22 protein-coding genes are annotated in these 23,039 nt (G+C 67.7%); 6 read left to right on the plus strand and 16 right to left on the minus strand.

Annotated features, from left to right (window positions below; translation table 11 throughout):
- The first annotated feature begins 3 nt into the window (after nt 1–3).
- Complete coding sequence (locus OIK44_RS02885; RefSeq protein ID WP_273669165.1) at nt 4–759, plus strand: DNA-binding protein; 756 nt, start codon at nt 4–6, stop codon at nt 757–759.
- A 16-nt stretch (nt 760–775) separates the two neighbouring features.
- Here OIK44_RS02885 and OIK44_RS02890 read toward each other — a convergent pair whose 3' ends face one another.
- From OIK44_RS02890 to trpS, 3 genes are all read right to left on the minus strand, one after another.
- Nucleotides 776–1,117, minus strand: coding sequence for a DUF1294 domain-containing protein (locus OIK44_RS02890; protein WP_273669166.1), 342 nt, complete (start codon nt 1,115–1,117; stop codon nt 776–778).
- A 90-nt stretch (nt 1,118–1,207) separates the two neighbouring features.
- A complete protein-coding gene (gene ycaO, locus OIK44_RS02895) occupies nt 1,208–2,923 on the minus strand; it encodes a 30S ribosomal protein S12 methylthiotransferase accessory factor YcaO (RefSeq protein WP_273669167.1) in 1,716 nt (571 codons plus the stop codon).
- 129 nt (nt 2,924–3,052) lie between these two features.
- A complete protein-coding gene (gene trpS / locus OIK44_RS02900) occupies nt 3,053–4,075 on the minus strand; it encodes a tryptophan--tRNA ligase (RefSeq protein WP_273669168.1) in 1,023 nt (340 codons plus the stop codon).
- A gap of 289 nt (nt 4,076–4,364) precedes the next feature.
- On the opposite strand from trpS, the gene OIK44_RS02905 reads away from it, so the two are divergent.
- The gene (locus tag OIK44_RS02905; protein ID WP_273669169.1) at nt 4,365–4,988 is read left to right on the plus strand and encodes a hypothetical protein; all 624 of its coding nucleotides are present in this window, start codon (nt 4,365–4,367) and stop codon (nt 4,986–4,988) included.
- Nucleotides 4,989–5,015: 27 nt separating this feature from the next.
- Here the strand turns inward: OIK44_RS02905 and OIK44_RS02910 are convergent, their stop codons facing one another.
- The 4 genes from OIK44_RS02910 to OIK44_RS02925 all read right to left on the minus strand — a co-directional run bounded on the left by OIK44_RS02910 (nt 5,016) and on the right by OIK44_RS02925 (nt 8,759).
- The gene (locus OIK44_RS02910) at nt 5,016–5,858 is read right to left on the minus strand and encodes an EamA family transporter (protein WP_273669171.1); all 843 of its coding nucleotides are present in this window, start codon (nt 5,856–5,858) and stop codon (nt 5,016–5,018) included.
- A gap of 3 nt (nt 5,859–5,861) precedes the next feature.
- Nucleotides 5,862–6,680 (minus strand): substrate-binding periplasmic protein, encoded by an 819-nt coding sequence (locus tag OIK44_RS02915; RefSeq protein ID WP_273669172.1) that lies wholly within the window; start codon nt 6,678–6,680, stop codon nt 5,862–5,864.
- A 142-nt stretch (nt 6,681–6,822) separates the two neighbouring features.
- Entirely contained in the window at nt 6,823–8,079 is a 1,257-nt protein-coding gene (locus tag OIK44_RS02920) for an MFS transporter (RefSeq protein ID WP_420213822.1), read from the minus strand.
- 20 nt (nt 8,080–8,099) lie between these two features.
- Nucleotides 8,100–8,759 carry an HD domain-containing protein gene (locus OIK44_RS02925; RefSeq protein ID WP_273669174.1) on the minus strand — a complete coding sequence of 220 codons (660 nt, stop codon included), beginning with the start codon at nt 8,757–8,759 and terminating at the stop codon, nt 8,100–8,102.
- 211 nt (nt 8,760–8,970) lie between these two features.
- On the opposite strand from OIK44_RS02925, the gene OIK44_RS02930 reads away from it, so the two are divergent.
- From OIK44_RS02930 to OIK44_RS02940, 3 genes are all read left to right on the plus strand, one after another.
- Nucleotides 8,971–9,492 carry a hypothetical protein gene (locus tag OIK44_RS02930; RefSeq protein ID WP_273669175.1) on the plus strand — a complete coding sequence of 174 codons (522 nt, stop codon included), beginning with the start codon at nt 8,971–8,973 and terminating at the stop codon, nt 9,490–9,492.
- Between the two features lie 200 nt (nt 9,493–9,692).
- Entirely contained in the window at nt 9,693–10,211 is a 519-nt protein-coding gene (locus tag OIK44_RS02935; RefSeq protein WP_273669176.1) for a chemotaxis protein CheW, read from the plus strand.
- A gap of 221 nt (nt 10,212–10,432) precedes the next feature.
- Nucleotides 10,433–12,067, plus strand: a complete 1,635-nt coding sequence (locus OIK44_RS02940) for a methyl-accepting chemotaxis protein (protein ID WP_273669177.1) — start codon at nt 10,433–10,435, stop codon at nt 12,065–12,067.
- Here the strand turns inward: OIK44_RS02940 and OIK44_RS02945 are convergent.
- The 9 genes from OIK44_RS02945 to OIK44_RS02985 all read right to left on the minus strand — a co-directional run bounded on the left by OIK44_RS02945 (nt 12,064) and on the right by OIK44_RS02985 (nt 19,537).
- Complete coding sequence (locus OIK44_RS02945) at nt 12,064–12,732, minus strand: ribonuclease HI family protein (RefSeq protein ID WP_273669178.1); 669 nt, start codon at nt 12,730–12,732, stop codon at nt 12,064–12,066. The two genes, OIK44_RS02940 and OIK44_RS02945, sit on opposite strands and share 4 nt — an antisense overlap.
- Before the next feature lie 10 nt (nt 12,733–12,742).
- Nucleotides 12,743–13,489, minus strand: a complete 747-nt coding sequence (locus OIK44_RS02950) for a hypothetical protein (protein ID WP_273669179.1) — start codon at nt 13,487–13,489, stop codon at nt 12,743–12,745.
- A 150-nt stretch (nt 13,490–13,639) separates the two neighbouring features.
- A complete protein-coding gene (locus OIK44_RS02955; protein WP_273669180.1) occupies nt 13,640–14,314 on the minus strand; it encodes a type 1 glutamine amidotransferase domain-containing protein in 675 nt (224 codons plus the stop codon).
- Nucleotides 14,315–14,340: 26 nt separating this feature from the next.
- The gene (locus tag OIK44_RS02960; protein WP_273669181.1) at nt 14,341–15,375 is read right to left on the minus strand and encodes an NADP-dependent oxidoreductase; all 1,035 of its coding nucleotides are present in this window, start codon (nt 15,373–15,375) and stop codon (nt 14,341–14,343) included.
- Nucleotides 15,376–15,448: 73 nt separating this feature from the next.
- Complete coding sequence (locus OIK44_RS02965; protein WP_273669182.1) at nt 15,449–16,606, minus strand: iron-containing alcohol dehydrogenase; 1,158 nt, start codon at nt 16,604–16,606, stop codon at nt 15,449–15,451.
- Between the two features lie 91 nt (nt 16,607–16,697).
- Entirely contained in the window at nt 16,698–17,306 is a 609-nt protein-coding gene (locus OIK44_RS02970) for a TetR/AcrR family transcriptional regulator (RefSeq protein ID WP_273669183.1), read from the minus strand.
- A 58-nt stretch (nt 17,307–17,364) separates the two neighbouring features.
- Nucleotides 17,365–18,381, minus strand: a complete 1,017-nt coding sequence (locus tag OIK44_RS02975) for a transporter (RefSeq protein ID WP_273669184.1) — start codon at nt 18,379–18,381, stop codon at nt 17,365–17,367.
- 70 nt (nt 18,382–18,451) lie between these two features.
- Nucleotides 18,452–19,084 (minus strand): YXWGXW repeat-containing protein, encoded by a 633-nt coding sequence (locus tag OIK44_RS02980; RefSeq protein WP_273669185.1) that lies wholly within the window; start codon nt 19,082–19,084, stop codon nt 18,452–18,454.
- Between the two features lie 192 nt (nt 19,085–19,276).
- Nucleotides 19,277–19,537, minus strand: a complete 261-nt coding sequence (locus OIK44_RS02985) for a hypothetical protein (RefSeq protein WP_273669186.1) — start codon at nt 19,535–19,537, stop codon at nt 19,277–19,279.
- A gap of 223 nt (nt 19,538–19,760) precedes the next feature.
- Here OIK44_RS02985 and OIK44_RS02990 point away from each other — a divergent pair, with 223 nt between their 5' ends.
- Nucleotides 19,761–22,961: a penicillin-binding transpeptidase domain-containing protein gene (locus tag OIK44_RS02990; protein ID WP_273669187.1), complete on the plus strand. Its 3,201-nt coding sequence runs from the start codon at nt 19,761–19,763 to the stop codon at nt 22,959–22,961.
- The last annotated feature ends 78 nt before the right edge of the window (nt 22,962–23,039 follow it).

The raw sequence follows: 23,039 nt of genomic DNA on the forward strand, positions 1-23,039 counted from the left end.
AATATGATGGGACGTGAAGCCAAAGTAACCGCCGAGCAAGTCAACGTCGCCGCCGACGCCCTCCAGGCCCAAGGCGTGAAACTGTCGTCGCGGGCCTTGCGCGAGCACATGGGCAATAGCGGTTGCCTGGGAACGATCAGCAAGCTGCTGCAACGCCGCAAGTCCGCCGCGCAACGCCAGGTGGCCGCCGTCGCCGACCTGTCGCCGGTGCTGCAGCAGGCGATCCTCGACTTCGTCGGCCAGGAAGTGAGCGCCAGCAGCAGCGCGCTGGAGGCGGAAATGGCCGAGCACCAACTGGAGGCGTCCGACCTGGCGACGGAAAACGAGCGCCAGCTGGAAGTGCTGGACGCTCAGGCGGCCGAGCTGGAAACCTTGAAAGAGGAACTGGAGCGGGAACGCCTGGTGGCCGGGCAAGCCCGCACGGAGCTGGCCAAGGTGCAGTTGCGCCTGGAAAGCTTGCCACGGCTGGAGGCGGCCGCCGAGCAGGCGCGCATGGACTTGGCCAAGGCGCAGTTCAAGCTGGAAGACATCCCGCGGCTGGAGGAGGCGGCCGAATTGGCGCGCGCCGAGCTGATCCAGGCGCAGCTGCGTCTGGAGGGCATGACGCGGGTGGAGGGCGAGCTGGCGGCGGCCAGGGCGCAGCTCGACGCCGAGCGCGCCGAGTTGGCCGACGTCAAAGCCGAGCTGGACGAGGAACGCGACTTGCGCATCAAGGCGCAGCAGTTCATCGTCGATCCGATCTTCAAGAAGCAGGCCTAGTGCCCCGGCGGCCAGCCTACGCCGCCGACACCAGGTAGTTCAAGGCCGCGAAGGCGGCGACATTGAGCGCCACCGTGCCCCAGAATTTCAGCCGGAACGATTTCTTGCTGGATTTGTGGCGCAGCCATTGCTGCGCCAGCACGGCGCCCGGCCAGCCGCAGGCGAGGCCGCACAGCAGCAGGGTGCGTTCCGGGGTGCGCCGCCGGCCGCCCTTGGCGGCGGACTTGTCGACGGCATAGAGAATCAGGCAAAGCGCGCTGGCGGCCAGATACGCGGCCGCGACCAGGTGCGATATCCCCCAACTGAGCATGACGCCCAGATACAGCAGCGCGAACGCGGCGATCGATACATATGGCATGGCGTTCCGATGTGAACAGGCCGATGCTCCATACCGGCAGGCATCGGCCTTGGGTGGGCGGCGGGGCCTTGCCGCCCCGCCCGGCGCAACTTAGCGGTCGGCCGCGAACAGCTTGTCGTAGGCCGCCAGCAGCGTTTGGTGCATTGCGCTGCCTTGCATATCCTCGCCCAGGGTTTCCAGGCCGAAGAAACGCTCGCTGCGGTCCAGCAGGGCCGCGGCCTGGCGCACGGTTTCCGCGCCGTACAGCAACACCAGCGAACGGCGGTAGTTATCCACGTCCTCGACGTTGAGCATGCTTTCTACGCAGCGGTACACCAGGCGGCGCGCCGGCGCCAGATCCTTGAAGTGGTGGATCCAGTCGCAACCTTCGAGGATCGCCTCCTTGTCGCCGATGGCCAGGGCCAGCAGCGTTTTCAATTCGCCGATGCGCAACTGCTTCCAGGGCGTGCCCAGCGGAATGGCCAGGCCGAGGATTTCCCACAACGGCCGCTCGTCGTTCAAATTCGACGTCTGCAAGTGGGCCAGCAAGTCCTCGGCTTCCGCCTCGCTCAACTCGTGCAGACGCAGCAGTTGCGGACGGATGGCGTTGCCGATGCTATTGTTTTCCCACTCCAGATCTTCGACCGGATAGATTTCCGACATGCCCGGCACCAGGATGCGGCAGCTGTACGCGCCTTGCTCGCTGAAGTCGGACACATAGATGTCCTTGCCTTCGCCGTGGATGCAGCCGACCAGCCAGTCGTAGTCCTCCTCGGTGGTGTTGCTGAAGTTCCAGTCGACAAAGGGGAAGTCCGGCGTGTCGCCCATGAAATTCCAGCTGATCACGCCGCTCGAATCGACGAAATGGATTTCCAGGTTGGCGACGGCGTTGATCTCGCTCATGTCGAAGCCCGGCTCGGGGAAGCCTTCCAGCGAATCGAGGGCGCGGCCCTGCAGCAATTCCGTCATGGCCCGCTCCAGCGCGATCTCGAAGCGCGGGTGCGCGCCGTAGCTGGAGAACACGCCCTGGTCCTTCGGATGCACCAGCGTCACGTTCATGACCGGGTACTTGCCGCCCAGCGAGGCATCCTTGACGAGGATGCCGAAGCCGGCCTTGCGCAGCCCGGCGATGCCGGCCTGGATGTTCGGGAAGCGGGCGATGATCTCGTCCGGCACTTCCGGCAGGCACAAGCCCTCGGCGATGATGCGGTACTTGATGGCGCGCTCGAAAATTTCCGACAGGGCCTGGGTGCGGGCTTCCTTCAGCGTGTTGCCGGCGGCCATGCCATTGCTGACGTACAGGTTGCCGATGATATTGACGGGAATGTACGCCTGGCTGTCGTCGCGCAGGCGGGTGTAGGGCAGCGTGCAGATGCCGCGCGCGACGTTGCCCGAGTTCAAATCGACCAGCACTTCGCCGTCGATGTCGCCCTCCGGGTTGTAGAAGGCGTGCAATTCCGGGTTCAGCATCTCGGCCGGCCACTTTCCGTCTTCCGTCGGGGCGAACCAGCGCTCCTGCGGATAATGGACGAAGGGGCGGTTGGCGCGCGTCGCGCCGAGGTGGAAGTGGGTCCAGAAATAATGGGTGCCGAGGCGCTCGAAGAACTCGCCGTAGGCGCTGGCGCGGGCGGCCAGCTCGGTCGCGCCCTTGCCGTTCGAGAACAGCATCGGACAATCGTTGTCCTTCATATGGGTAGACCAGATGCCGTCCACCTCGTGCAGCAGCGAAGATTCATTCAGTGTGAAACCGCGCGCCGCCAGCTTCTTCTGCATGGTGTCGATGGTCGATTCGAGGGCGGCGTCTTTGCCGATAATAAAGGTTTGCATGCGGAGATCTCACGGAATGGGGGAAGGCGGCAAAAAAGCCTGGCGGAACCGGGCATTTTACCCGACTCGGGGACAGACCACGATTTCCAAGCAATAGTTTCTCGGAAATCGTGGTCTGTCCCCAGCGGTTTAGAAGTAGCTCAGGCCCAGCGCCGCCTTGACTTCGTCGGCCGTCCTGGCCGCCACTTCGCGCGCCTTCAGCGTACCTTCCTTGAGGATTTGCATGATGTAGCCGCGGTCCTTGGCCAGTTCCTCGCGGCGGGCGCGTATCGGCGCCAGCAATTCCTGCAGGCAGGCTTCGAGCCGCGCCTTGACGATGCTGTCGCCCAGGCCGCCGCGCTGGTAATGGGCTTTCATCTCGGCCAGGCCGGCCTGGTCGAGGTCGAAGGCGTCGAGGTAGGTGAAGGCGACGTTGCCCTCGATGTGGCCGGGGTCTTGCACGCGCAGGTGCAAGGGGTCGGTGTAGACCTTCTTGACGGCGGCGCGGATCTCATCGGCCGTGGCGCCCAGGTTGATGGTGTTGCCGAGCGACTTGCTCATCTTCGCCTTGCCGTCGATGCCGGGCAGGCGGCCGATTTCCGGCACCAGCGCCTTGCACTCGACCAGGATGTCGCGGTCGGCGACGCGGTTGAAGCGGCGCACGATTTCATTGGTCTGCTCGATCATCGGAATCTGGTCTTCGCCGACCGGCACCAGCGCCGCCTTGAACGCGGTGATGTCGGCCGCCTGGCTGGCCGGATAGGTCAGGAAGCCGGCCGGGATGTCGCGCTCGAAGCCGCGTAGGCGGATTTCTTCCTTGACCGTGGGGTTGCGCTCCAGGCGCGCGACGGTGACGATGTTCAAATAGTAAAAAGTCAGCTCGGCCAGCTCCGGAATCTGCGACTGGATCAGGATGGTCGATTTGCTCGGGTCGATGCCGACGGCCAGGTAGTCCAGCGCCACCTCGACGACGTTGCGGTGCACCTTGCCGGTGTCGTCCATATTGTCGGTCAGCGCCTGGGCGTCGGCCAGCATGATGAATTGCTGATAATCGTGCTGGTAGGCGACGCGGTTGCGCAGGCTGCCGACGAAATGGCCGAGGTGAAGCGGACCGGTCGGGCGGTCGCCGGTCAGGATGACGGACGGGGTGGTAGGCTGGGTTGGCAAGCTCATCGGGGTTCCTTTCGGCCGCCCCAACCAAGCCGCGCAAACAACAACGCCACCCAATCGAGGCGGCGTTGATAAAAAATCACATCACATTGAAGTGGCCGCGCGCTGTGTGCGGGACCACCAATGCAGGCATACGTGATGTGTTTCGATAAATTTCATGCCGGTATGGTTGCAGTTTGGCGGCGCGCTGTCAAGCGCTTGCGTCAGATCATTGCCGGGACAGGGCAAATGGAACTAAGTTCAGTCGTTTCTTCTCTAATTTGTATTGCCGGCTCTGCTCAATGGAGGCTGTATGCCAAATGGCTTTAATGCCCTGCTGTATGCGGAAAGGCTGGAGGAGGGGGGCTTCAGCGAGACGCAGGCGAAGGCGGCGGCGCACGCCCTGGCCGATGCGATAGAGAAGTTGCTTGCCAGTAAAAATGATCTGGGGGGCGTGGAAACAAGGTTGAGCCAAAAAATTGACGATGTCGATCTGCGTTTGACGCAGAAAATCGAGGATGCCGAGATGCGTTTGACGCAGAAAATTGACGATGTCGATCTGCGTTTGACGCAGAAAATCGAGGATGTCGAGATGCGCTTGACGCAGAAAATTGATGAGGTCGATCTGCGTTTGACACAGAAAATCGAGGATGTCGATCTGCGGTTGACGCAGAAAATCAAGGATGTCGAGATATGTTTGACGCAGAAAATCGAAGCGGTCGAGGTGCGTCTGACGCAAAAAATTGATGCGGTGGATGCGCGCTTGAGCGCGGTCGAGCTCAGTCTGAGGCACGATATGGCGCAAATGGAGGAGCGCCTGATGCTGAAAATCCTTGCGCAAATCGACAAATGCAAGGCCGAGATGATGCTCTTGATGTTTGCGACCGTGGTCGTGCAGTCGGGCGTGATCGCCGTGCTGTTCAAATTCCTGCGCTAAGGGCCTGGCCGTGCCGCGCGGCGACGGCTAAGCGAGCCGCATCAGCACGGCGCCGCAGGCGACCATGCCGATGGCCGCGTAGCGCCGCAGGCTGATTTTTTCGCGCAGGAAGACGGCGGCGATGCCGATCGCGAACAGGATCGCCGTTTCCCGCAGCGCCGCGATGGCCGCCACCGGCGCCTGCGTCATCGCCCACAGCGCCAGGCCATATGAGGCGAGCGTGCCGACGCCGCCGACCGCGCCAAGACGCCATTCGCGGCGCGCATAGGCGAACAGGGCGGCGCCGCGCGTGGCCAGGGTCCAGGCCAGCAGGCCGCAGCCGGTCAGCAGGAAGATCCACATCGTGTAGGCGGCCGGGGCGCCGGATTGGCGCACGCCGATGCCGTCGATCAGCGTGTAGCTGGCGATCACGCCGGCGTTGAACAGGGCGAAGGCGGTGCTGCGGCGCGCCGCCGCGCCCTTGCCGGCGACGGCGAAATACAGGCCGAAAATGCCGGCGCAGATGCAGGCCACGGCCAGCATCTGCTGTGCCGACAGGTGCTCGCCGAGCAGCGGCCCGCTGGCCAGCGCCACCAGCAGCGGGGCGCTGCCGCGCATCAGCGGGTAGGCGTGGCTCATGTCGCCGCTGCGGTAGGCGGCCGCCAGCAGCGAGTAATAGGCCAGTTGCGTCAGCGACGAGGCCAGCAGGAAGGGCCAACTGGCCGGCGCCGGCGCGGCCACGAAGGGCAGGGCCAGGGCCGACAGCACGGCGGCAGCGACGGCCACCAGCACCGTCGTCAGGAAGGTGTCGCTGCCCGCCTTGACGATGGCGTTCCAGCCGGCGTGCAGCAGCGCGGCGAACAGTACGATGGCGACGACATGGCCGGGCATCCGTCAGCGCGGCCTGATGCTGGACGAGAGGATTTCCGGCCGGTAGTGGCGCTGGAAGCTGTCGAGCAGCGCGCCCGACTTGGCGGCCCGCTCCAGCAGATCGCGCAGCGCCGTCTGGTCTTCCGGCGTCAGCGATTTTTTGGAGATGTAGGCGCCGCTCAGGCCCCAGGGCAGTTCCGGCAGCGCCTCCAGGCGTAGCCGGTCGGCCATGCCCTGCACGCGGGCGTCGCCGATGATGGTGCCCGACAGAATGGTCGGCGCCATGATGGTGGCGTCGGCGAAGCCGCCGTGCAGCAGGCGCGCCACCGACAGCGTGTCCACTTCCAGGTAGACGCGGCCCTGCCGGGTCAGTTCCTTCACCAGCGCCTGGTAGGTTTCGCCGTAGTCGTAGCCGCGCACCAGCGCGATGCGCATTTCGCGCCGCTCGATCAGTTCCTGGACGTTGAGGATGGGCGCGCGCGGGCTTTGCACGGAGATCAGCATCGGCCGGTTGCCCATCAGCGGCACGAAGCGGCCGTGCAGGTCGCGCCGCGGCGTGCCGGTGGCGGGTAGCAGCAGGTCGGCCGTGCCGGCCTCGAACATGGCCTCCAGGCGCGCCCGCGGCACGGCCGAAAACACGAAATTGCAGCCGGCCTTGGCGCCCAGGCTGCGCAGCAGCTCGGGGTAGATGCCGCTGACGGCGCCGCCGTTGACGATCACGCTCAAACCGATCGGCGCCACCGGCACGACGATGTCGCGCGAGCAGTCGGCGCCGGCGCCCGGCGGCGCCGCCAGGCCCAGCGCCAGCAGGGGCGCGCGTAACAGGAGGGAAAAGTGTCTCATACCTTGTGCAATCATGCAGCGAACGCGGAATCAGGAACTTCTGTCTATATTGTCACTGATTTGTTGTTAAATTCAAAGATTTAACGACATGGCGTTGCAGTATGCCGTCGCCCCCGGCGACGCCGGGGCGTTGCCGGGGGGCTTACTGCGGCGCGCGGCGCGCCGCCCGCTGCGCGTCGAAGTAGCGCCAGGCGACGCCGATGGCCAGCGCCTGCATCGCCGCGCAGACGAAAAAGCTGCTGCCGATGCGCCAGTCGTTGGCCGGCAGGTGGCTGACCTCGCCGAGGATGGCGCTGCCGACCAGCGGCATGACGACGACGCCGAGGCTGCTGATCGATTGCAGCGAGCCCATGAGTTCGCCCTGCTCGTGCGCCTCGGCCGATTTCGAGATGATGCCCTGCAGCGCGGGGCCGGCGGCGAAGGCCAGCAGATTGCACAGGATGAAGACATACATCATCCAGCCCTCGGTCGCCAGGCCGTACAGCAGGAAGGTGATGCAGCCCGAGGCCATGCCCAGCAGCGCCAGGCGCACCTCGCCGAAGCGCTTGATGAGCGCGCCCAGCAGCGCCGCCTGGACGACGGCGGCGCACAGGCCGACGCAGAACAGGGCGATGCCGTTTTCGCGCGGACTCCAGTTGAAGCGGTAGTGGGTGTACAGCACCCACGTCGACTGCAGCATCATCTGGGCGAAGGTCATGATGCCGAAGGCCAGCACGACGCCGCGCACCTCGGTGCGCCGGGCCAGCCGGCCCAGGGCCGCGAAGGGATTGACCTTCGCCAGCGTAAACGGCGCGCGCTTGTCCAGCGGCAGCGATTCGGGCACGCACAGGTAGCCGTAGACGAGGTTGGCGGCGGACAGGGCGGCGGCGACGAAAAACGGCAGGTGCAGGTTGACGGAGCCGAGCAGGCCGCCCAGCATCGGGCCGCAGATGAAGCCCAGGCCGAAGGCGGCGCCGACCTTGCCGAAGCTTTTCGCGCGGTTCTCGCGCGTCGAGATGTCGGAGGCGTAGGCCGAGGCGACCGACATGCTGGCCGACGAGATGCCGCCGATCACGCGGCCGAGGAACAGGCCGGCCAGGTTGGGCGCCCAGCCGGTGGCCAGGAAGTTCAGGCACATGCCGGCCATCGAGTACATCAGCACGGGGCGGCGGCCGACGCGGTCGCTGATCGCGCCCAGCATCGGCATGCAGATGAATTGCAGCAGGCCGAAGACGGCGGCCAGGATGCCGTACCACAGCGCCTGGGCGTCGCGGCCGGCGACGAAATCGCCGACCAGGATGGGTAGCACCGGCACCACGAGGCCGATGCCGAGCATGTCGATGAAGACGCAGACGAGGATGAAGTTGAGGTTGCCGGCCGGTGCCGGCGGCGCGCTCGCGCCAGGGGTGTCAGGGGTCATATGCATGGGGCGGGCGGCGCTCAGGGCGTGGCCGGGTCGGTGGCCCATTCGTTGATGAAGTCGTCGCGGAAGGCGGTCAGCAGGGCCAGGCGGCTGTGCGCCAGGCGCCGTCCGGCCGCCGTCTGCATCTTGCCCGGCAAGGTGGCCAGCTTGGTTTCGATGTGGTCGAGCGCATACGCGCGGTCGTCGAGCTCGCGGTGCAGGGCCATCGGGTCGTCGGCGTGCGCCAGCGCGCACGCCATGCGCCCGCCCGTGTAGAACAGGCGCGCCAGCCCGACGGCGCCGAGCGCGTCGATGCGGTCGGCGTCCTGGACGATCTTCGCCTCCAGCGTTTCCGGCGTCAGGGCGGCGGAAAAACTGTGGGTTTCGATGGCGTGGGCGACGCCGGCCAGTTTGTCGGCGGGAAAATCCAGCGCGGCCAGTTGCGCGCGCGCCAGGCTGGCCGCCTGGCGCGACGCCAGGTGGCGCTCCGGATGGTTCTTCGGCAGATTGACGAGGTCGTGCAGATAGCAGGCCGCCAGCACGACCAGGGCGTCGGCGCCGGCGTGCTCTTCCAGCAGAATGGCGGCGTTGCGCCAGACCCGGTGCAGGTGGTTGAGGTCGTGCGCGCCGTCCTCGTCGAGGGCGCGGCCGGCCAATGCCGTCAGGCGCGGGTGCCAGTGGCTCAGCAATGTATTCATGGTTCTTCCTGGCTAACTTTTATCGGTGCGGCGCCATTGTGGCATGAAATGCCGGGCCGCAAGCGCGCCGAGGCCGGCTATTTGCGCCTTTTTATCGGCAGGCGGGGGGCGCCCGCGCGGCCGGGGACATGTCAAATAGATTTGCAAATTCAGTAATTATTGCGCAAAATGTAAGGTCGGCCGATTTATGCCATTTATTTAAGGAACGAACATGCGGATTTACGCCTGGCTTGCCAGCGCGCTCGTGCTGTGTTGCCAGCCAGCCAGCGCGATCGACGACACGCCGGCCCAGTTCACGTTGCGCGACGGCGAGGTGCGCGTCGGCGCGCATGTCCGCCGCGACGCCGCGGCGGCCGCGCCGGCGTACCGCCGCGGCGCCGGCAACAGTCCGGAGGAGCGGCGCGCGCTGCGCCTGGCCTATGACAGCCTGGCCGCCGACGACGAGCCGCCGTTCCCGGCCAACGGTATGGCGGCGATCCAGCGGGCGATCCGCGAGGCGCAGGGCAGGCTGCCGGAGGCGGGGATGCTGAGGATGGTGGTGCGGGTCGACAGCAAGGGCGACGCCAGCGCCGTCGAGATACTCAGTTCGCCGGGCGAGAAAACCACCCGCTTCGCCGCGACGCTGCTGATGGCGGCGAAGTACAAGCCGGGCCTGTGCCGCGGCGTTCCCTGCAATATGGAGTTTCCCTTCAGCGCGGCGTTTCCGGGCTCGCCGAAGACGCTGCTGAATTGACGGCGCCGGCGCCGGCGGGCGCGCCGGCGCCTTGTGTAATTGCCATGTGGAATTAGTTTTTGGTGCAAAGAAAATTTAATTGAGGTAACATTGCCAAATTGCAATACCTCATTTCTATTTTTTCATCGCAGCTGGCTTGCACCAGGTGCCGCCGCCGCACGCCGGCGGCGCGCGCCAGCGGCCTCTTAAAGGGATTCAACATGACCACCGTCAACCAGGACGCGGCCGCCAGCCACGTCGCCGCCCACTCCGACGCCGCCCCGGCCAAGGCCGCCGAATACCTGGCCTTCACGCTGGGCCAGGAAGAGTACGGCATCGACATCCAGAAAGTGAGCGAGATCCGCAGCTACGAATCGCCCACCCGCATCGCCAATGCGCCGGCCTTCGTCAAGGGCGTCGTCAACCTGCGCGGCATCATCGTGCCCATCGTCGACATGCGCATCAAGTTCAACCTGGGCGAGCCCAGTTACGACCAGTTCACCGTCGTCATCATCCTCAACATCGGCACCCGCGTCGTCGGCATGGTGGTCGACCGCGTCTCCGACGTGACCACGCTGTTGCCGGAGCAGATCAAGCAGGCGCCCGACATGGGCGGCGCGCTCAACACCGACTACGTGATCGGCCTGGGCACGCTCGACGAGCGCATGCTGATCCTGGTCGACATCGACCAGCTGATGTCGAGCCCGGAAATGGGCTTGATCGAGCGCCTCGCCGCGTAAGCGCCCGGCGGCCCGCGCGGGCCGCCGCCGCGACCAGCATCAGGCTTGCGCCCCATGCACAGCCCCCCAGGGCGCGCCCCCGCGCGCCTCGCCTGCCGGACGGCCCGCCGCCGCCCGCAGCTCCCCATGCCACAACGCCATCCCGCGTCGCCTCCTTGCGCGTCATCCGCGCGCCGCGCTGGCCGCACGCCGCAGTATTGTTTTCAATATAAGGATTTCCCATGAACTTTATGAATAACATCAGCATCGGCAAGCGCCTCGCCGCCGGTTTCGCCGTGATCCTGGCATTCTCCATGCTCATCACCGCCATCGGCGTGTGGCGCCTGTCGGGCGTCGCCGCCGCCACGCGCGAGATGATGGAGGTGCCGCTGGCCAAGGAACGCATGGTGGCCGACTGGTACAGCAAGATCGACAGCGGCGTGCGCCGCACCGTCGCCATCGCGCGTAGTTCCGACACCTCGCTCGGGCCTTTCTTCGCGGAAGAGGCGCGCATTTCCAGCGTCGTCTCCGGCGAACTGCAGAAGAAAATCGAGGCGCTCATCAGCGGCCCCGAGGAAACCGAGGTGTTCAAGCGCATCGGCGAACACCGCAAGACCTATATCGCGTCGCGCGACACGCTGTCGAAACTGAAGGGCGAGGGCCAGGTCGAGCAGGCCGACCAGGTGTTCCGCACCACCTTCGTGCCGGGCGCCGCCGCCTTCCAGAAGGCCGTGCAGGATTTGCTGCTGCTGCAGCGCAGCGAGATCGACAAGACGGCCCGTGAAATCGACCGCGTCGCCACCGCCAGCCGCAACCAGCTGCTGACGCTGGCCACGCTGGCGCTGGCCTTCGGCGCCGTCTGCGCCTGGCTGCTGACGCGCGGCATCGTGGTGCCCTTGCGCACGGCCGTCGAGGTGGCCCGCCGCGTCGCCGACGGCGACCTCAGCGCCGATATCGAGGTCAGCACCAGCGACGAGACGGGACAGTTGCTGCACGCCTTGAAGGACATGAACGGCAGCCTGCTGAAGATCGTCACCGAGGTGCGCACCGGCACCGAAAACATCGCCACCTCGTCGACCCAGATCGCCGCCGGCAACCAGGACTTGTCGACCCGCACCGAGCAGCAGGCCAGCTCGCTGGAGGAAACCGCCTCGTCGATGGAGGAGTTGACCTCGACGGTGCGCAACAACGCCGACAACGCACGCCAGGCCAACCAGCTGGCGGCGTCGGCGGCGCAGGTGGCCGTCAAGGGCGGCGCCGTCGTCAGCCAGGTGGTCGGCACGATGGAGTCGATCAACGGCGCCTCGAAGAAAATCGTCGACATCATCTCGGTGATCGACGGCATCGCCTTCCAGACCAATATCCTGGCCTTGAACGCGGCCGTCGAAGCGGCCAGGGCCGGCGAGCAGGGACGCGGTTTCGCCGTCGTCGCCTCGGAAGTGCGCAACCTGGCGCAGCGCTCGGCCTCGGCGGCGAAGGAAATCAAAACCCTGATCGGCGACTCGGTGGACCAGGTCAATCAGGGCAGCAGGCTGGTGTCCGAAGCCGGCTTGACGATGCAGGACATCGTCTCCAGCGTGCAGCGCGTCAGCGACATCATCACCGAAATCACTGCCGCCAGCACGGAGCAAAGCGTCGGCATCGAGGAGGTGCACAAGGCGATCGGCCAGATGGACCAGGTGACGCAGCAAAACGCGGCGTTGGTGGAAGAGGCCGCCGCGGCGGCCGAATCGATGCAGGTGCAGGCCGAGAGCCTGGCGCAAGTGGTCAGCGTATTCAAGCTGCGCGGCGACGCCGGCGTGGCCGCGGCACGCGGCATGGCATCCGCCGCGCGCGCGCCGCAGCGGCAGCAACTGCGCATCGCCAACGGCGGCTAAGCGTCGCTGCCGTCCGGCAGCGCGGCGCCCTGTTGCGACAAGCGGTCCGCCTCGGCATTCCGGTGCCGGGGAATCCAGCGCAGCGTGACCTGCCCCAGCCGCGCCAGCAGGGCGTCGGCGCGGGCGCGCTGCGGCGCCAGCGACGCGGCCGGCGCCGTGACCCGGTTGACGTCGTCGATGACCACGCGGCTGTCGCCGTACACCAGTAATTCGGCCGGCCGTTCGCGCACGGCCGCTTCCAGCAAGGCGATCAAGGCGCTGTACTCGGCTTCGCTGCTGCTGCCGTGGCCGGCGCGCCGGCTGATTTCAATGCGCCGCCCGGCGGGGCTGGTGAGCAAGCCGCCTATGCCTATCCTGCCCGGATTCGGCTGCGCCGAACCGTCGAACCAGGCTTGCCAGGCCGTCGCCGGCGCGGCGTTGCCGGCCCGCTTGCGGGCCAGCGCCTCGGCCTTGCGCGCCGTTTGCGCGGCGCGCCGCCCGGCCTCGGCAAGGCGCTCCTGCGCGCGTTCCCGCAGCAGGCCGGCCAGCCCCTGGGTGCCGGCGGCCTGTTCCAGCGTCTGGCGCAGCGCGTCCCGCTCCGGCATCGCGCCGTGCCGCGCCAGCCGGCGCGCCCGCACGCGCTCGCTGTGGTGGGCGGCGGCGATCAATTCCTCAAATTCCGGCATCGTCGCGCGCCTATCTTGCCGCAGCGCGGCGGGCATCGGCGCCGGGGTAGGCCAGCTCGATGTCCTTGATGATCTGCTTGCCGAGGTCGGCGTAAGCCTGGTAGCGGTCGTAGCGCTGCTGCGATGCCTGCAAAGCGCTCAATATGCGCCGTCCTTTCGGCGCCGCCAGCAGCTTCTGGCGTGGATCGCCGGCGCCGGCCGCGTCGGTGCCGGCGTCGATGTAGGCGATGAAATCATCATGGAGCTTGTTCCAGGCGCTTTCCGAGAGATCGATCAGCTTCACATTGTGCTGGTATAGCGCGACGAGTTTTTCCAGCAGGGCGTCGTCCTCGATGTTGCTCAGCTTGCCGCCGGACTTGAAGCCGTCGTAGCGGCTCAGTTGCGGCGTAAAGTGAAGCGTCGCATAGGCTTGCTGGATTGCCGCGTCGAGCTGCCCCCGGGTGGGCGGCGTGGCTGTGTCGAGCGCTGCCAGGTAGCGGAAGTTGGCGTCGACGCTGCGATTGTGGACGATGACTTCGTTGATGCGCACGAGGTCGCTCTGCAAGTCGCGCTTCACGCCGAGCAGGAAGGTTTTGACCTGCTGCTGTTCGCGATAATGCTCGCCGGCGCCGTACAGCCAGATACTGAAGGTGACGGCGAAAACGATGATGAGTATTTCCTGGGCGATTTCGCGCACTTTATGCCAGACGCTGTATTCCTTGTGCGGGACGAGGCTGAAGACGTTCTTCGTGTGTTTCGCGATTTCCTGGTCTGCCATGTCTGCTGTGTCTCCGGGGCTAAGTGGATGTTTGAATCGATCAGCTTTGATTATAGCCATGCGAACGGAGCGGCAGGCGGGGAGCGGGCGGATTTGTTTATCCGCCGCGCATTTCCCCCGGCGTCCGGCCTCGGCCGGACGCGCGGTGTCTTACAGCAGCTTGAGCAAAGCCTCGGCGGCCGCCGCCGACGACGCCGGATTCTGGCCGGTGACCAGTCTACCGTCGCTCAATACATACGCTTGCCAGTCGGCCCCCTTCGAATAGATGCCGCCGTTTTCCTTGAGCATGTCCTCGACGAGGAAGGGCACGACCTTGCTCAGGCCGACCGCGTCCTCCTCCGTGTTGGCGAAGCCCGTCACTTTTTTTCCCTTGACCAGCGGCGCGCCATCGGCCGCCTTGGCGTGGCGCAGCACGCCGGGCGCATGGCAGACGGCCGCCACCGGCTTGCCGGCCGCGTGCATCGCTTCGATCAGCGCGATCGACGCGCGGTCTTCGGCCAAGTCCCACAGCGGGCCGTGGCCGCCGGGGTAGAACACGGCGTCATAGCCGGCGGCGTCGACGCCGGCCAGCGGCGCGGTGTCGGCCAGCAGGGCTTGCGCCGTCGCGTCCGCCTGGAAGCGGCGCGTGGCCGCAGTCTGCGATTCCGGCGACGCGCTTTTCGGGTCCAGCGGCGGCTGGCCGCCCAGCGGCGAGGCCAGCGTGATGCTGGCGCCGGCGTCCTTGAGCACGTAGTAGGGCGCGGCGAATTCCTCCAACCAGAAGCCGGTTTTGTGGCCGGTGTCGCCGAGCCGTTCGTGCGAGGTCAATACCATCAAGACGTTCATTTCCATACTCCTGTCGATGAATGGGTTTAGCGGTCGGCCAGGCGAACGACGAGTTTGCCGAAATTTTTCCCGGCGAGCAGGCCGGTGAAGGCTTGCGGCGCGTGTTCCAGGCCGTCCACGACATCTTCGCGGAAGCGGATCTGGCCCGCTTTGAGCCAGATGTTCATCTGCGCGACAAATTCGCCGTAACGCTGATCGTAGTAATCGAAAATGATGAAGCCCTGCATCTTGATGCGCTTGGTCAGCAGGGCGCGCGTGAGCAGGCCGGTGCGGTCCGGCCCCGCCGGCAGCGCCGTGTCGTTGTAGTGGGCGACCAGGCCGCAGACGGGCACGCGGGCGCCGACCTTGAGCAGCGGCAGCACGGCGTCGAACACGGCGCCGCCGACGTTTTCAAAATACACGTCGATGCCGTCCGGGCAGGCGGCGGCCAGCCGGCCTGGCAGGTCGGCGCCGCGGTGGTCGATGCAGGCGTCGAAGCCCAGCTCGTCGACGACGTGGCTGCACTTGTCGGCGCCGCCGGCGATGCCGACCACGCGGCAGCCCTTGAGCTTGGCGATCTGGCCGACGATGGAGCCGACCGCGCCGCTGGCGGCGGCGACGACGACGGTGTCGCCGGCTTGCGGCTGGCCGATGTCGAGCAGCCCCATGTAGGCGGTGAAGCCGGTCATGCCGAGCACCCCCAGCGCGGCCGAGGGCTGCGCCATGTCGGCGGCCAGCTTGCTCAAGCCTTCGCCGTCGGAGAGCGCGTAGTCCTGCCAGCCGCTGTAGCCGAGCACCAGGTCGCCCGGCGCATAGTCGGGGTGCCGCGACGCTTCGACGCGCGAGACGGTGGCGCCGACCATCACGGCGCCCAGTTCGACGGGGGCGGCGTAGGAGGGCGCGTCGCTGATGCGCCCGCGCATATACGGGTCGAGCGACAGGTACACGGTGCGCAGCAGCAGCTGGCCGGCGGCGGGCGCCGGCACGGCGCCGTCGCGCAGCGCGAAGGTACTGGCGTCCGGGGCGCCGTGCGGGCGCGAATGCAACACGATGTGGCGGTTGTTGTGTTTGCTTTGTGTCATGGCATGTCCTGATGTGGATGCATCGGCTGAGTGGCGGCGGCCCGCGCTGTCGCCCGGGCCGCCGGTTGGTGAATCAGAGTGCGGCGTGGAGGATGGCGCGGCTGGCGGCCAGGTCGATTTTCTTGTGCTCGCCCAGCGCCGTCATGCCGTGCGCCTGCAACTGGGCGACGACGGCGTCGACCGCTTCCTGGCCCAGGCCGTAGTCGGACAGGCGCGTGCCGATGCCCAGGCTTTCGAAGAAGGCGCGGGTGCGTTGAATCGCCGCCGTGATGCGCTCATCCTCGCCGCCGGCGTCGATGCCCCAGACCCGCGCGCCGTACTGCAGCAGCTTGGCGCGCTTGGCGTCGCGCTGCGACTGCAGCAGCGACGGCAGCACGATGGCCAGCGTGCGGGCGTGGTCGATGTCGTACAGCGCCGTCAGCTCGTGGCCGATCAAATGGGTGGCCCAGTCTTGCGGCACGCCGGCGCCGATCAGGCCGTTGAGGGCGAGCGAGGCCACCCACATCAGGTTGGCGCGCACTTCGTAGTCGTCCGGCCGGGCCAGCGCCCGCGGCGCGATCTCGACCAGGGTTTGCAGCAAGCCTTCGGCGAAGCGGTCCTGCGCCATGCCGCCGGCCGGATAGGTCAGGTATTGCTCGACGATGTGGACGAAGGCGTCGGCGATGCCGTTGGCCACCTGCTTGCCCGGCAGCGTGTAGGTCTTGCTGGGGTCGAGCACGGAGAAGCGGGGGAACACGTGGCTGCTGTGGAAGGGCAGCTTGGTCTGGATCGACTTGCGCGTGATGACGCCGCCGTTGTTCATCTCCGAGCCGGTCGCCGGCAGCGTCAGCACGACGCCCAAAGGCAGCGCGGCCGTGACGGCGCTGCCGAAGCTTTGCATGATCTCCCATGGCTCGCCGTCGTAGAGCGCGGCGGCGGCGGCGAATTTGCTGCCGTCGATGACGGAGCCGCCGCCGACGGCGAGCAGGAAGTCGAGTTTCTCGCGGCGCAGCTGTTCCACGGCGCGCAGCATCGTTTCATAGCTGGGGTTCGGCTCGATACCGCCGAATTCCTGCACATGGCGCTGGCCCAGCGCGGCTCGCACTTCGGCCAGCGTGCCGTTTTTTTCGGCGCTGGCGCCGCCGTACAGGATCAGCACGCGGGCATGTTCCGGCACCAGCGTGGACAGCTTGGCGATGGTGTCGGCGCCGAAGACGATCTTGGTCGGATTATAAAATTCAAAATTCTGCATGTGTCGCTCCAAAATTAGACTGGTCGTCTAGTGCTGCGGTAAAAAAATGCCGGGGCGGGCTGGTGGCGGCCCGCCGGGGCAGGGATGGAAATCAAGCGTGAATCGTGTCGGCGGGCAGTTTCAGCATGGCGGCCGTGGCCAGCATGGCCGCCTCCAGCGCGTTGCGGTCGCGCCGGATCTTGGTCAGCAGGGAAGCCCCCAGCCACATCTGGTACAGCGTCACGGCCGTGTGCGGCGCATCGTAGGGGCCGGGCAGCGAGCCGTCCGCGACGCCTTCGACGATGCTGGCGGCCAGCCGCTCGCAGATCAGCGTCGTGCCGCGCAGCAGCGCCAGGCGCATCGCCTCGGACATGTCGGACACTTCGCCGGCCAGCTTCACGACCAGGCATTTGCCGTCCGGGCAACAGTCCGACTGCGTGTCGCGCCAGCGCGACCAGTAAGCCATCAGGCGCCGCGCCGCCGGGGTGCCGTCGGGCCGCAATACCTCGTCCAGATGGGCCAGGTAGCTGGTGACGTAATAGTCCAGCAGGGCTTCGCCGAACGCTTCCTTCGACTTGAAGTAGTGGTAGAAGGAGCCCTTCGGCACATTCGCGCTCGTCAATATCTCGTTCAGGCCGACGGCGGCGTAACCCTTGCCGCTGATGATGGCCATGCCCGTGTCGAGAATGTGCTGGCGGACGTCTTTGTATTCAGTGCTCATGGATCGCATCATACTGCAAATTAGACCGGTCGTCTAGTGATCGCAAATGCTCCCTTGCCTAGCGGTTTCTTTGCAGGCGCACCACCACCCAGCCGGCCACGATCGTGAACGTGACGACGATGACGGCGATGATCAGGAAGCCGTGCGGGTGCTGGGCCAGCGGGATGCCGCCCACGTTCATGCCGAGCATGCCGGCGATGATGTTGATCGGCAGGGCCAGCACGGTGACGATGGTCAGCACGAACAGGCTGCGGTTGTTTTGCTCGTTGACGCGGGCGGCGATCTCTTCCTGCAGCAATTTGATGCGCTCCTGCAGCGAGGACATGTCGCTGAGTACGACGGAAAATTCCTCGGTCGATTGGCGCAGCTCCTGCGTGTCGAGTTCGGCGATCCAGACGGGCGGGCGCAGCAGCAGGCGGAACAGCGCGGCCGGTTCCGGCGCCATCAGGCGCTGCAGCCGCACCAGCACGCGCCGCAAGGCGCCCAGGTCTTCGCGCTTGTGCATGACGCGGCCGGCCAGCAGCTTGTCCTCGATGTCGTCGACGCGGGCGACGGCGTCGCGCACGATGTTGACCAGCACGTCGGCCTGGTCGCGCAGCAGGTGGATCAGCAGCTCGACGGGGGAGCGGATCGGTTCGCCGTTCTTGACGGCCTGGCGCAGCCGCTCGATGGAGCGCAGCGGCGCGCGCCGGGCGCTGATGACGATGCGCTCGGTGACGCTGAGCCACAGCGTCGAAATGTCGGACGCCTCGAAGGAAAAATTGTGCAGCACGTCGTTGACGACGGCGATCAGGGTGTTTTCGGCCAGTTCGATGCGGGTCGAGCGCGAGCCCTGGTGCAGCGTTTCGTAAAATTCCTCGGCCAGGCTGACATGGCTGGTGAGCCATTTCTCGCTGGCCGCGTTGGACAGATTGAAATGCAGCCAGATGAATTCCCCGGGCCGCCGCTCGGGCTGGCGTATCCAGTCGCGCGCGGCGGCCGAGTCGAGCGCCAGCACCTGCGCGCCGCTGCCGAACAGGAAACCCCAGACCAGGCCGGACGGGTCCGAACCGTAGTTAATATCTGCAACCTCCATCGACACCCCTGATGCGCGTGAAATCGTGTCGGGATTGTAATACAGAAGAGGGCGCTTGCAGACTGTCCGCTTAATCGCGGCGCGGATTATCCGGGTGGCGGTCGTGGCGGTTCGGCACGCCGTCGCCGTCGCGGTCGCCGCGCCCGCCATGCCGATGCCAGCGGCCCGGCTCCATATACCAGTGGCCATCGCGCTGGCTCCAGTTCGGTTGCCTGTAGTCGTAGCCGCGCCGCTCGGCGAGCCACGCGCCGGGCACCCAGGCGTAGCGTTGGCCGCGCCATTCCCAGTAGCCCGGCGACCAGAGGTAGCCGTGGCGCGCGCGCGGCATGCGCTCGTGGCGTGGCGGCGGCGGGGCGATCTGGAGGTAGTCGCCGCGCGCGGGCTGGCTCTGGACGACCATCCAGCCGCCCCGGTTCAGGCGCCAGCCGTTGTGCTCCGGCACCCATTCGGCGGCGCGGTACTGGCTGCCGTCGCGCTCGGGCTGCCACTGGCCGGCGCTCCATACGTGGCGGTGGCCATCCCAGTTCCAGTATCCGGGCGCCCACACATAACCGCGGCGCGCTGGCGGTGCGCTTTCAAATTTCGGCGGCGGCGGGGCGTTGCTGACGTGGATGCTGACGTCGACCTGGGCCATCGCATGCGCTGGCAGGAAGGCGGCCGAGCTGATGGCGATCATGGCTGCGGCGTATAGGCTGGGTTTCATGGCGTTCTCCATTTCCGTGTTGCGTGAAATGGACTATAGCGGGGCGTTCGCCGCTTGGGCGGGATTGAAGCAACTCTTTACAACTGACACAGAATCTGTACAGGCGTTTCTGCGCTGGCGGGCGCTGCCCTCAGCGGCGCAGGCAGCTGTCCGCCTGGCCCGCGTCGGCGGCGTCCAGGCGGCATGGCGCGCTCAAGCCTTGCTTTCGTTGATCGCCACCAGCGACTGTTTGCGCTCATCGATCAGCGACTGCTTTTTTTCTGCTGGCGTCATGCGTTTTGCGCTGATGACGACGACCGGCATGTATTCGCCCGTGCTGCTGGCGGCCGGTGCGCTCAATGCCGCGCTGGCGCTGGCTGGAGCCTGTGGCTGCATGACGCTGACGAAGGCGGCGGAGCAGGCCAGGGCGGCGGCGACGGTGAAGACGATTTCCATATTTTTCAACACTTTCATGATGCTTCCTTTCGGGTGGAGAGTTGGTATGTGTCCACTTTAACCATGTGCTTCCCGCGTCGCCACGGGATTGCGACAAGTGGGGCTTTTTGCGGGATAAACTGCAAAAAAACGGCGTGAATCGGGCGCGCGTGCCGGCGGCGCTTTGCCCCGCCCTCCGCTAAGCAAGGAGAGACCGCCGGCGCCGTGCCGGACGCGCTCACTCCACGCTCATGAGGGGCAGATGGCAAGCTTCATTCACACGCTGACGCAGAGTCTGGCCCAGCGCCGCCGCGCGCGCCGCCGCGCCGCCAATCTGCGCGCCGGCGCCGCCGCGTCGCCGCGCCGGGCCTGGCGTGGGGCGGGTTTCCGGCTCGGCCTGGCCGGCGCGCTGGCGGCGCTGGCGGGCGCGGCCTTGATCGCCGGCCACGCCCGCCACCTGGGTTCGGTGGCGGCGCGCGCGCCCGACGAGGCGCGCGCCTTGCGCACCTATCAGGCAGTCGTGCCGGGCGCCGCCTTCAGCGTGCCGGCCGGTTCAGGGCTGAGCTTGCAGCGCGAAGATGGCGGCGTTCTGCTGATCGCCGCCGGCATGCAGGCGGCCAAGCCGGTGCGCGTCGACCTGTGCAGCCAGTTGCTCGACCCGTCCCGGCCGCGCCTGTCGCCGCTGCGTCTGGGCTACCGCTTCGACGACGTGCGCCGCTGGGTGGCGCGCAACGACGGCGCGGCCGGCGCCGTCACGCTGCGCAATGTGCTGCTGGTCGGCGACGGCGCGGCGGCGGGCGCCGCGATGCCCGAGGTGCAGATCAGCGGCATGGCGCTGCCCGACTTCGCCGACCCGCACAGCCAGCCGCTGCAACTGAACTGGCGCAGCGGGCAGGGCGGGGCGCGCTGGGTCGGCGACGCCAGCCTGGGGCAGATCGTCGAAGCCGCCAGCGCCCAGGTGGCGCTGCGCCAGCACGGCTGGCTGATGTGGGGCGCGGACTCGGCCTTGCGCCTTGAGCGCCGCGCCAGCGTCGCCTGCCCGCAGGCCGGCGAACTGCTGCTGCAGTTGTATCGCGCCGCGCCCGGCGCCGCGGCGGCGAAGGCGCTGGTGACGGCCTTCCCGGCGCGCGGCAAACCCGTCAGCGCCTATCTCGCGCCCGGTTCCTACCGCGTGCCGCAGGCGGCGCGCGCCGGCCTGGAGGACCAGACATTGTTCCTCGATTTGCAGGCGCGCGGCCTGGTGCGCCTGTCCGCCGCCGGCGCGGTCGAGCTGGCGCCGCGCGACCTGCCGCAGTGGCTGGCGTCGCCCGTATCCGGGCGCGCCGTCGAGCTGTCCGGCTGGAGCGGCGTGCCGCTCGACGCCGGTGGCGCCAAGCTGATCAAGCGCTTATACCAGCAGGCCGACGGCGCCTATGTGCGCCAGCAGATCGACATCTTCAACGACGAGTTGCGCCTGCTGGCCTGGCGCGCCGGCGCCGGCGCCGGCCCGGCCGGGCGCTGGCAGGCCAGTGCGGGCGGGCTTGATGTGGCGACGACGGCGCACATGCCGGCGGCGGCGCGCCTGTTCGCCGAGCTGCCGCAAGGCTGGGCGCCGTGGCAGCGGGTGGCGCAGCCGCAGGCGGGCGGCGCGGCGCCGCTGCGCTTGACGCTGGCGCTGCCGGCCGGCGCGGCGCCGGTTGCGCTGATGCTGGCCGGGCGCCTGCTCGCCGTCGAGGGCGCGAGCGTGCGCGCCCAGCCGGCCTGCAGCGGGCGCGCCTGTCCGGCGCCGGACGCGGTGCAGGCGCTGACCCTGACGCCCTTGCCGGGTGCGCGCGCGCTGCGCCTGGACGTGGGTCCGCTCGACGCGGCCAGCTTGAACGGCCAGAAAGACCAGCAATACCGCCACCTGCGCGTGGTCGGCGGCAAGCTGGTGTGGCAGGCGCTGGAAACGGGCGGCGCGGCGCCGGCCAAGCCGCCCGGCGTCGCGCCGGTGCTGCTGCGCGACCGCGACGGCACGCTGCTGTGGGCCGACGGCGCGCCGACCGGGCCGGCCGTGGCCGCCGGCCTGGCGCCTTTGCTGGGATTGAACGCGCAGCACCACAGCAGCGTGGCCGGCATGCTGGGGCGCTTGCCCCGGGCGGCGACGGCGCGCCTGTCGCTCGACCTGGCGCTGCAGACGCTGAGCCAGCGCGCGCTCGACTGCGTCGGCATGCGCCGCGGCCGCTGGGACGGCGCCGCCTGCGCCGGCGGCCACGCGCCGCCGCCGGGGCGCCGCGCCGGCCTGGTCTTCCTCGACGCGGAAACGGGCGACGTGCTGGCCGCCGCCGGCGCCGGGGCGGGCGCCGTCAACGACGACAACTGGGCCGAGGTGCGCGACTTCGACCAGGCCAACCCGGCGCGCAGCCCGCTGCGGCTGCCGGCGCTGCAGCACGACGGCGGCGCCCATCAGAGTCCCGGCTCGACCTTCAAGGTCATCAGCGCGCTGGGCCTGGAACTGGCGGCGCAAAACGATCCCGCCGTCGAGGCGCTGTTGGCGGGGCAGCCGCTGCCGGCGATTAACCGCGTGGCGCGCCAGCGCGGCTTCGCCTTCCAGACCGACGCCGCCACCTATCCGCAGGACACGCGCCTGGCCCACATCACCAACTACCGCGAGCAAAGCCTGGACCGGCGCGCCCAGGACGGCCGCCTCGGCCTGGCGCAGGCGCTGACCTACAGCCTGAACACCTGGTTCGCCTGGACCGGCGAATTGAGCGACCGCAGCCTGTTCGGCCGCCCCGACGGCGGCGCGCCGGACCTACAGGCGCTCGACCCGGCGGCGCTGGACGGCGTGCGCCCGATCGTCGGCGCCGCCCACCTGCTCGGTTTTGAACAGGCGCTGCGGCTGGACGGCGGCTTGCTGCCGGACGACTTCAACTGGTCCGCCTGGGACGCGCTGCAGGCGACGCCGTCGCACATCGACACCATCCACACGCGCCACGAGTTGCGCCAGATGGCGATCGGCCTGCGCATGCAGACGACGCCGCTGCAAATGGCGCTGGCCTCGGCCGCCATCGGCCAGGGCAGGGTGGTGGCGCCGCGCCTGTTGCTGGCGCTCGACGGCGCCGACAGCAAGACGGCGGCGGCGCCGGCGCTGGCGATCCGCCTCGACCGCATCCGCGCCGGCATGAAGGGCGTCGTCGACGCCGGCACCGCCGCCGGGGCGTTCGGCGCGGCGGCGCTGGCGCCGCTGCGGCCCGGCCTGTACGGCAAAACGGGCACCTCGCCGTCCAGCGTGGCGCTGCCCGACGGCAGCCGGCGCGAACTGGCGACGGTCTGGTTCACCGGCTGGCTGGAGCCGGGGCGCCTGCCGGGACGCCGGCACCGCATCGCCGTGGCGGCCTTTGTCAGCCACTCCGAGGGAAGCGGCGGCGAGCACGCCGCGCCGGTGGTGGCGGCGGTGCTGTCCACGCTGCTCGCGCAGAAGCCCGAACAGAGGGCGAAATAGCCTTGTAAACCGGACTATGGCGCAGGTCGATATGTGGCATGATTTCGACGCGTCCGTCGAAGCCTTTCGGCGCGCTTT

This window comes from Janthinobacterium fluminis (assembly GCF_028595325.1).
GTDB classification, from domain to species: domain Bacteria; phylum Pseudomonadota; class Gammaproteobacteria; order Burkholderiales; family Burkholderiaceae_D; genus Janthinobacterium; species Janthinobacterium fluminis.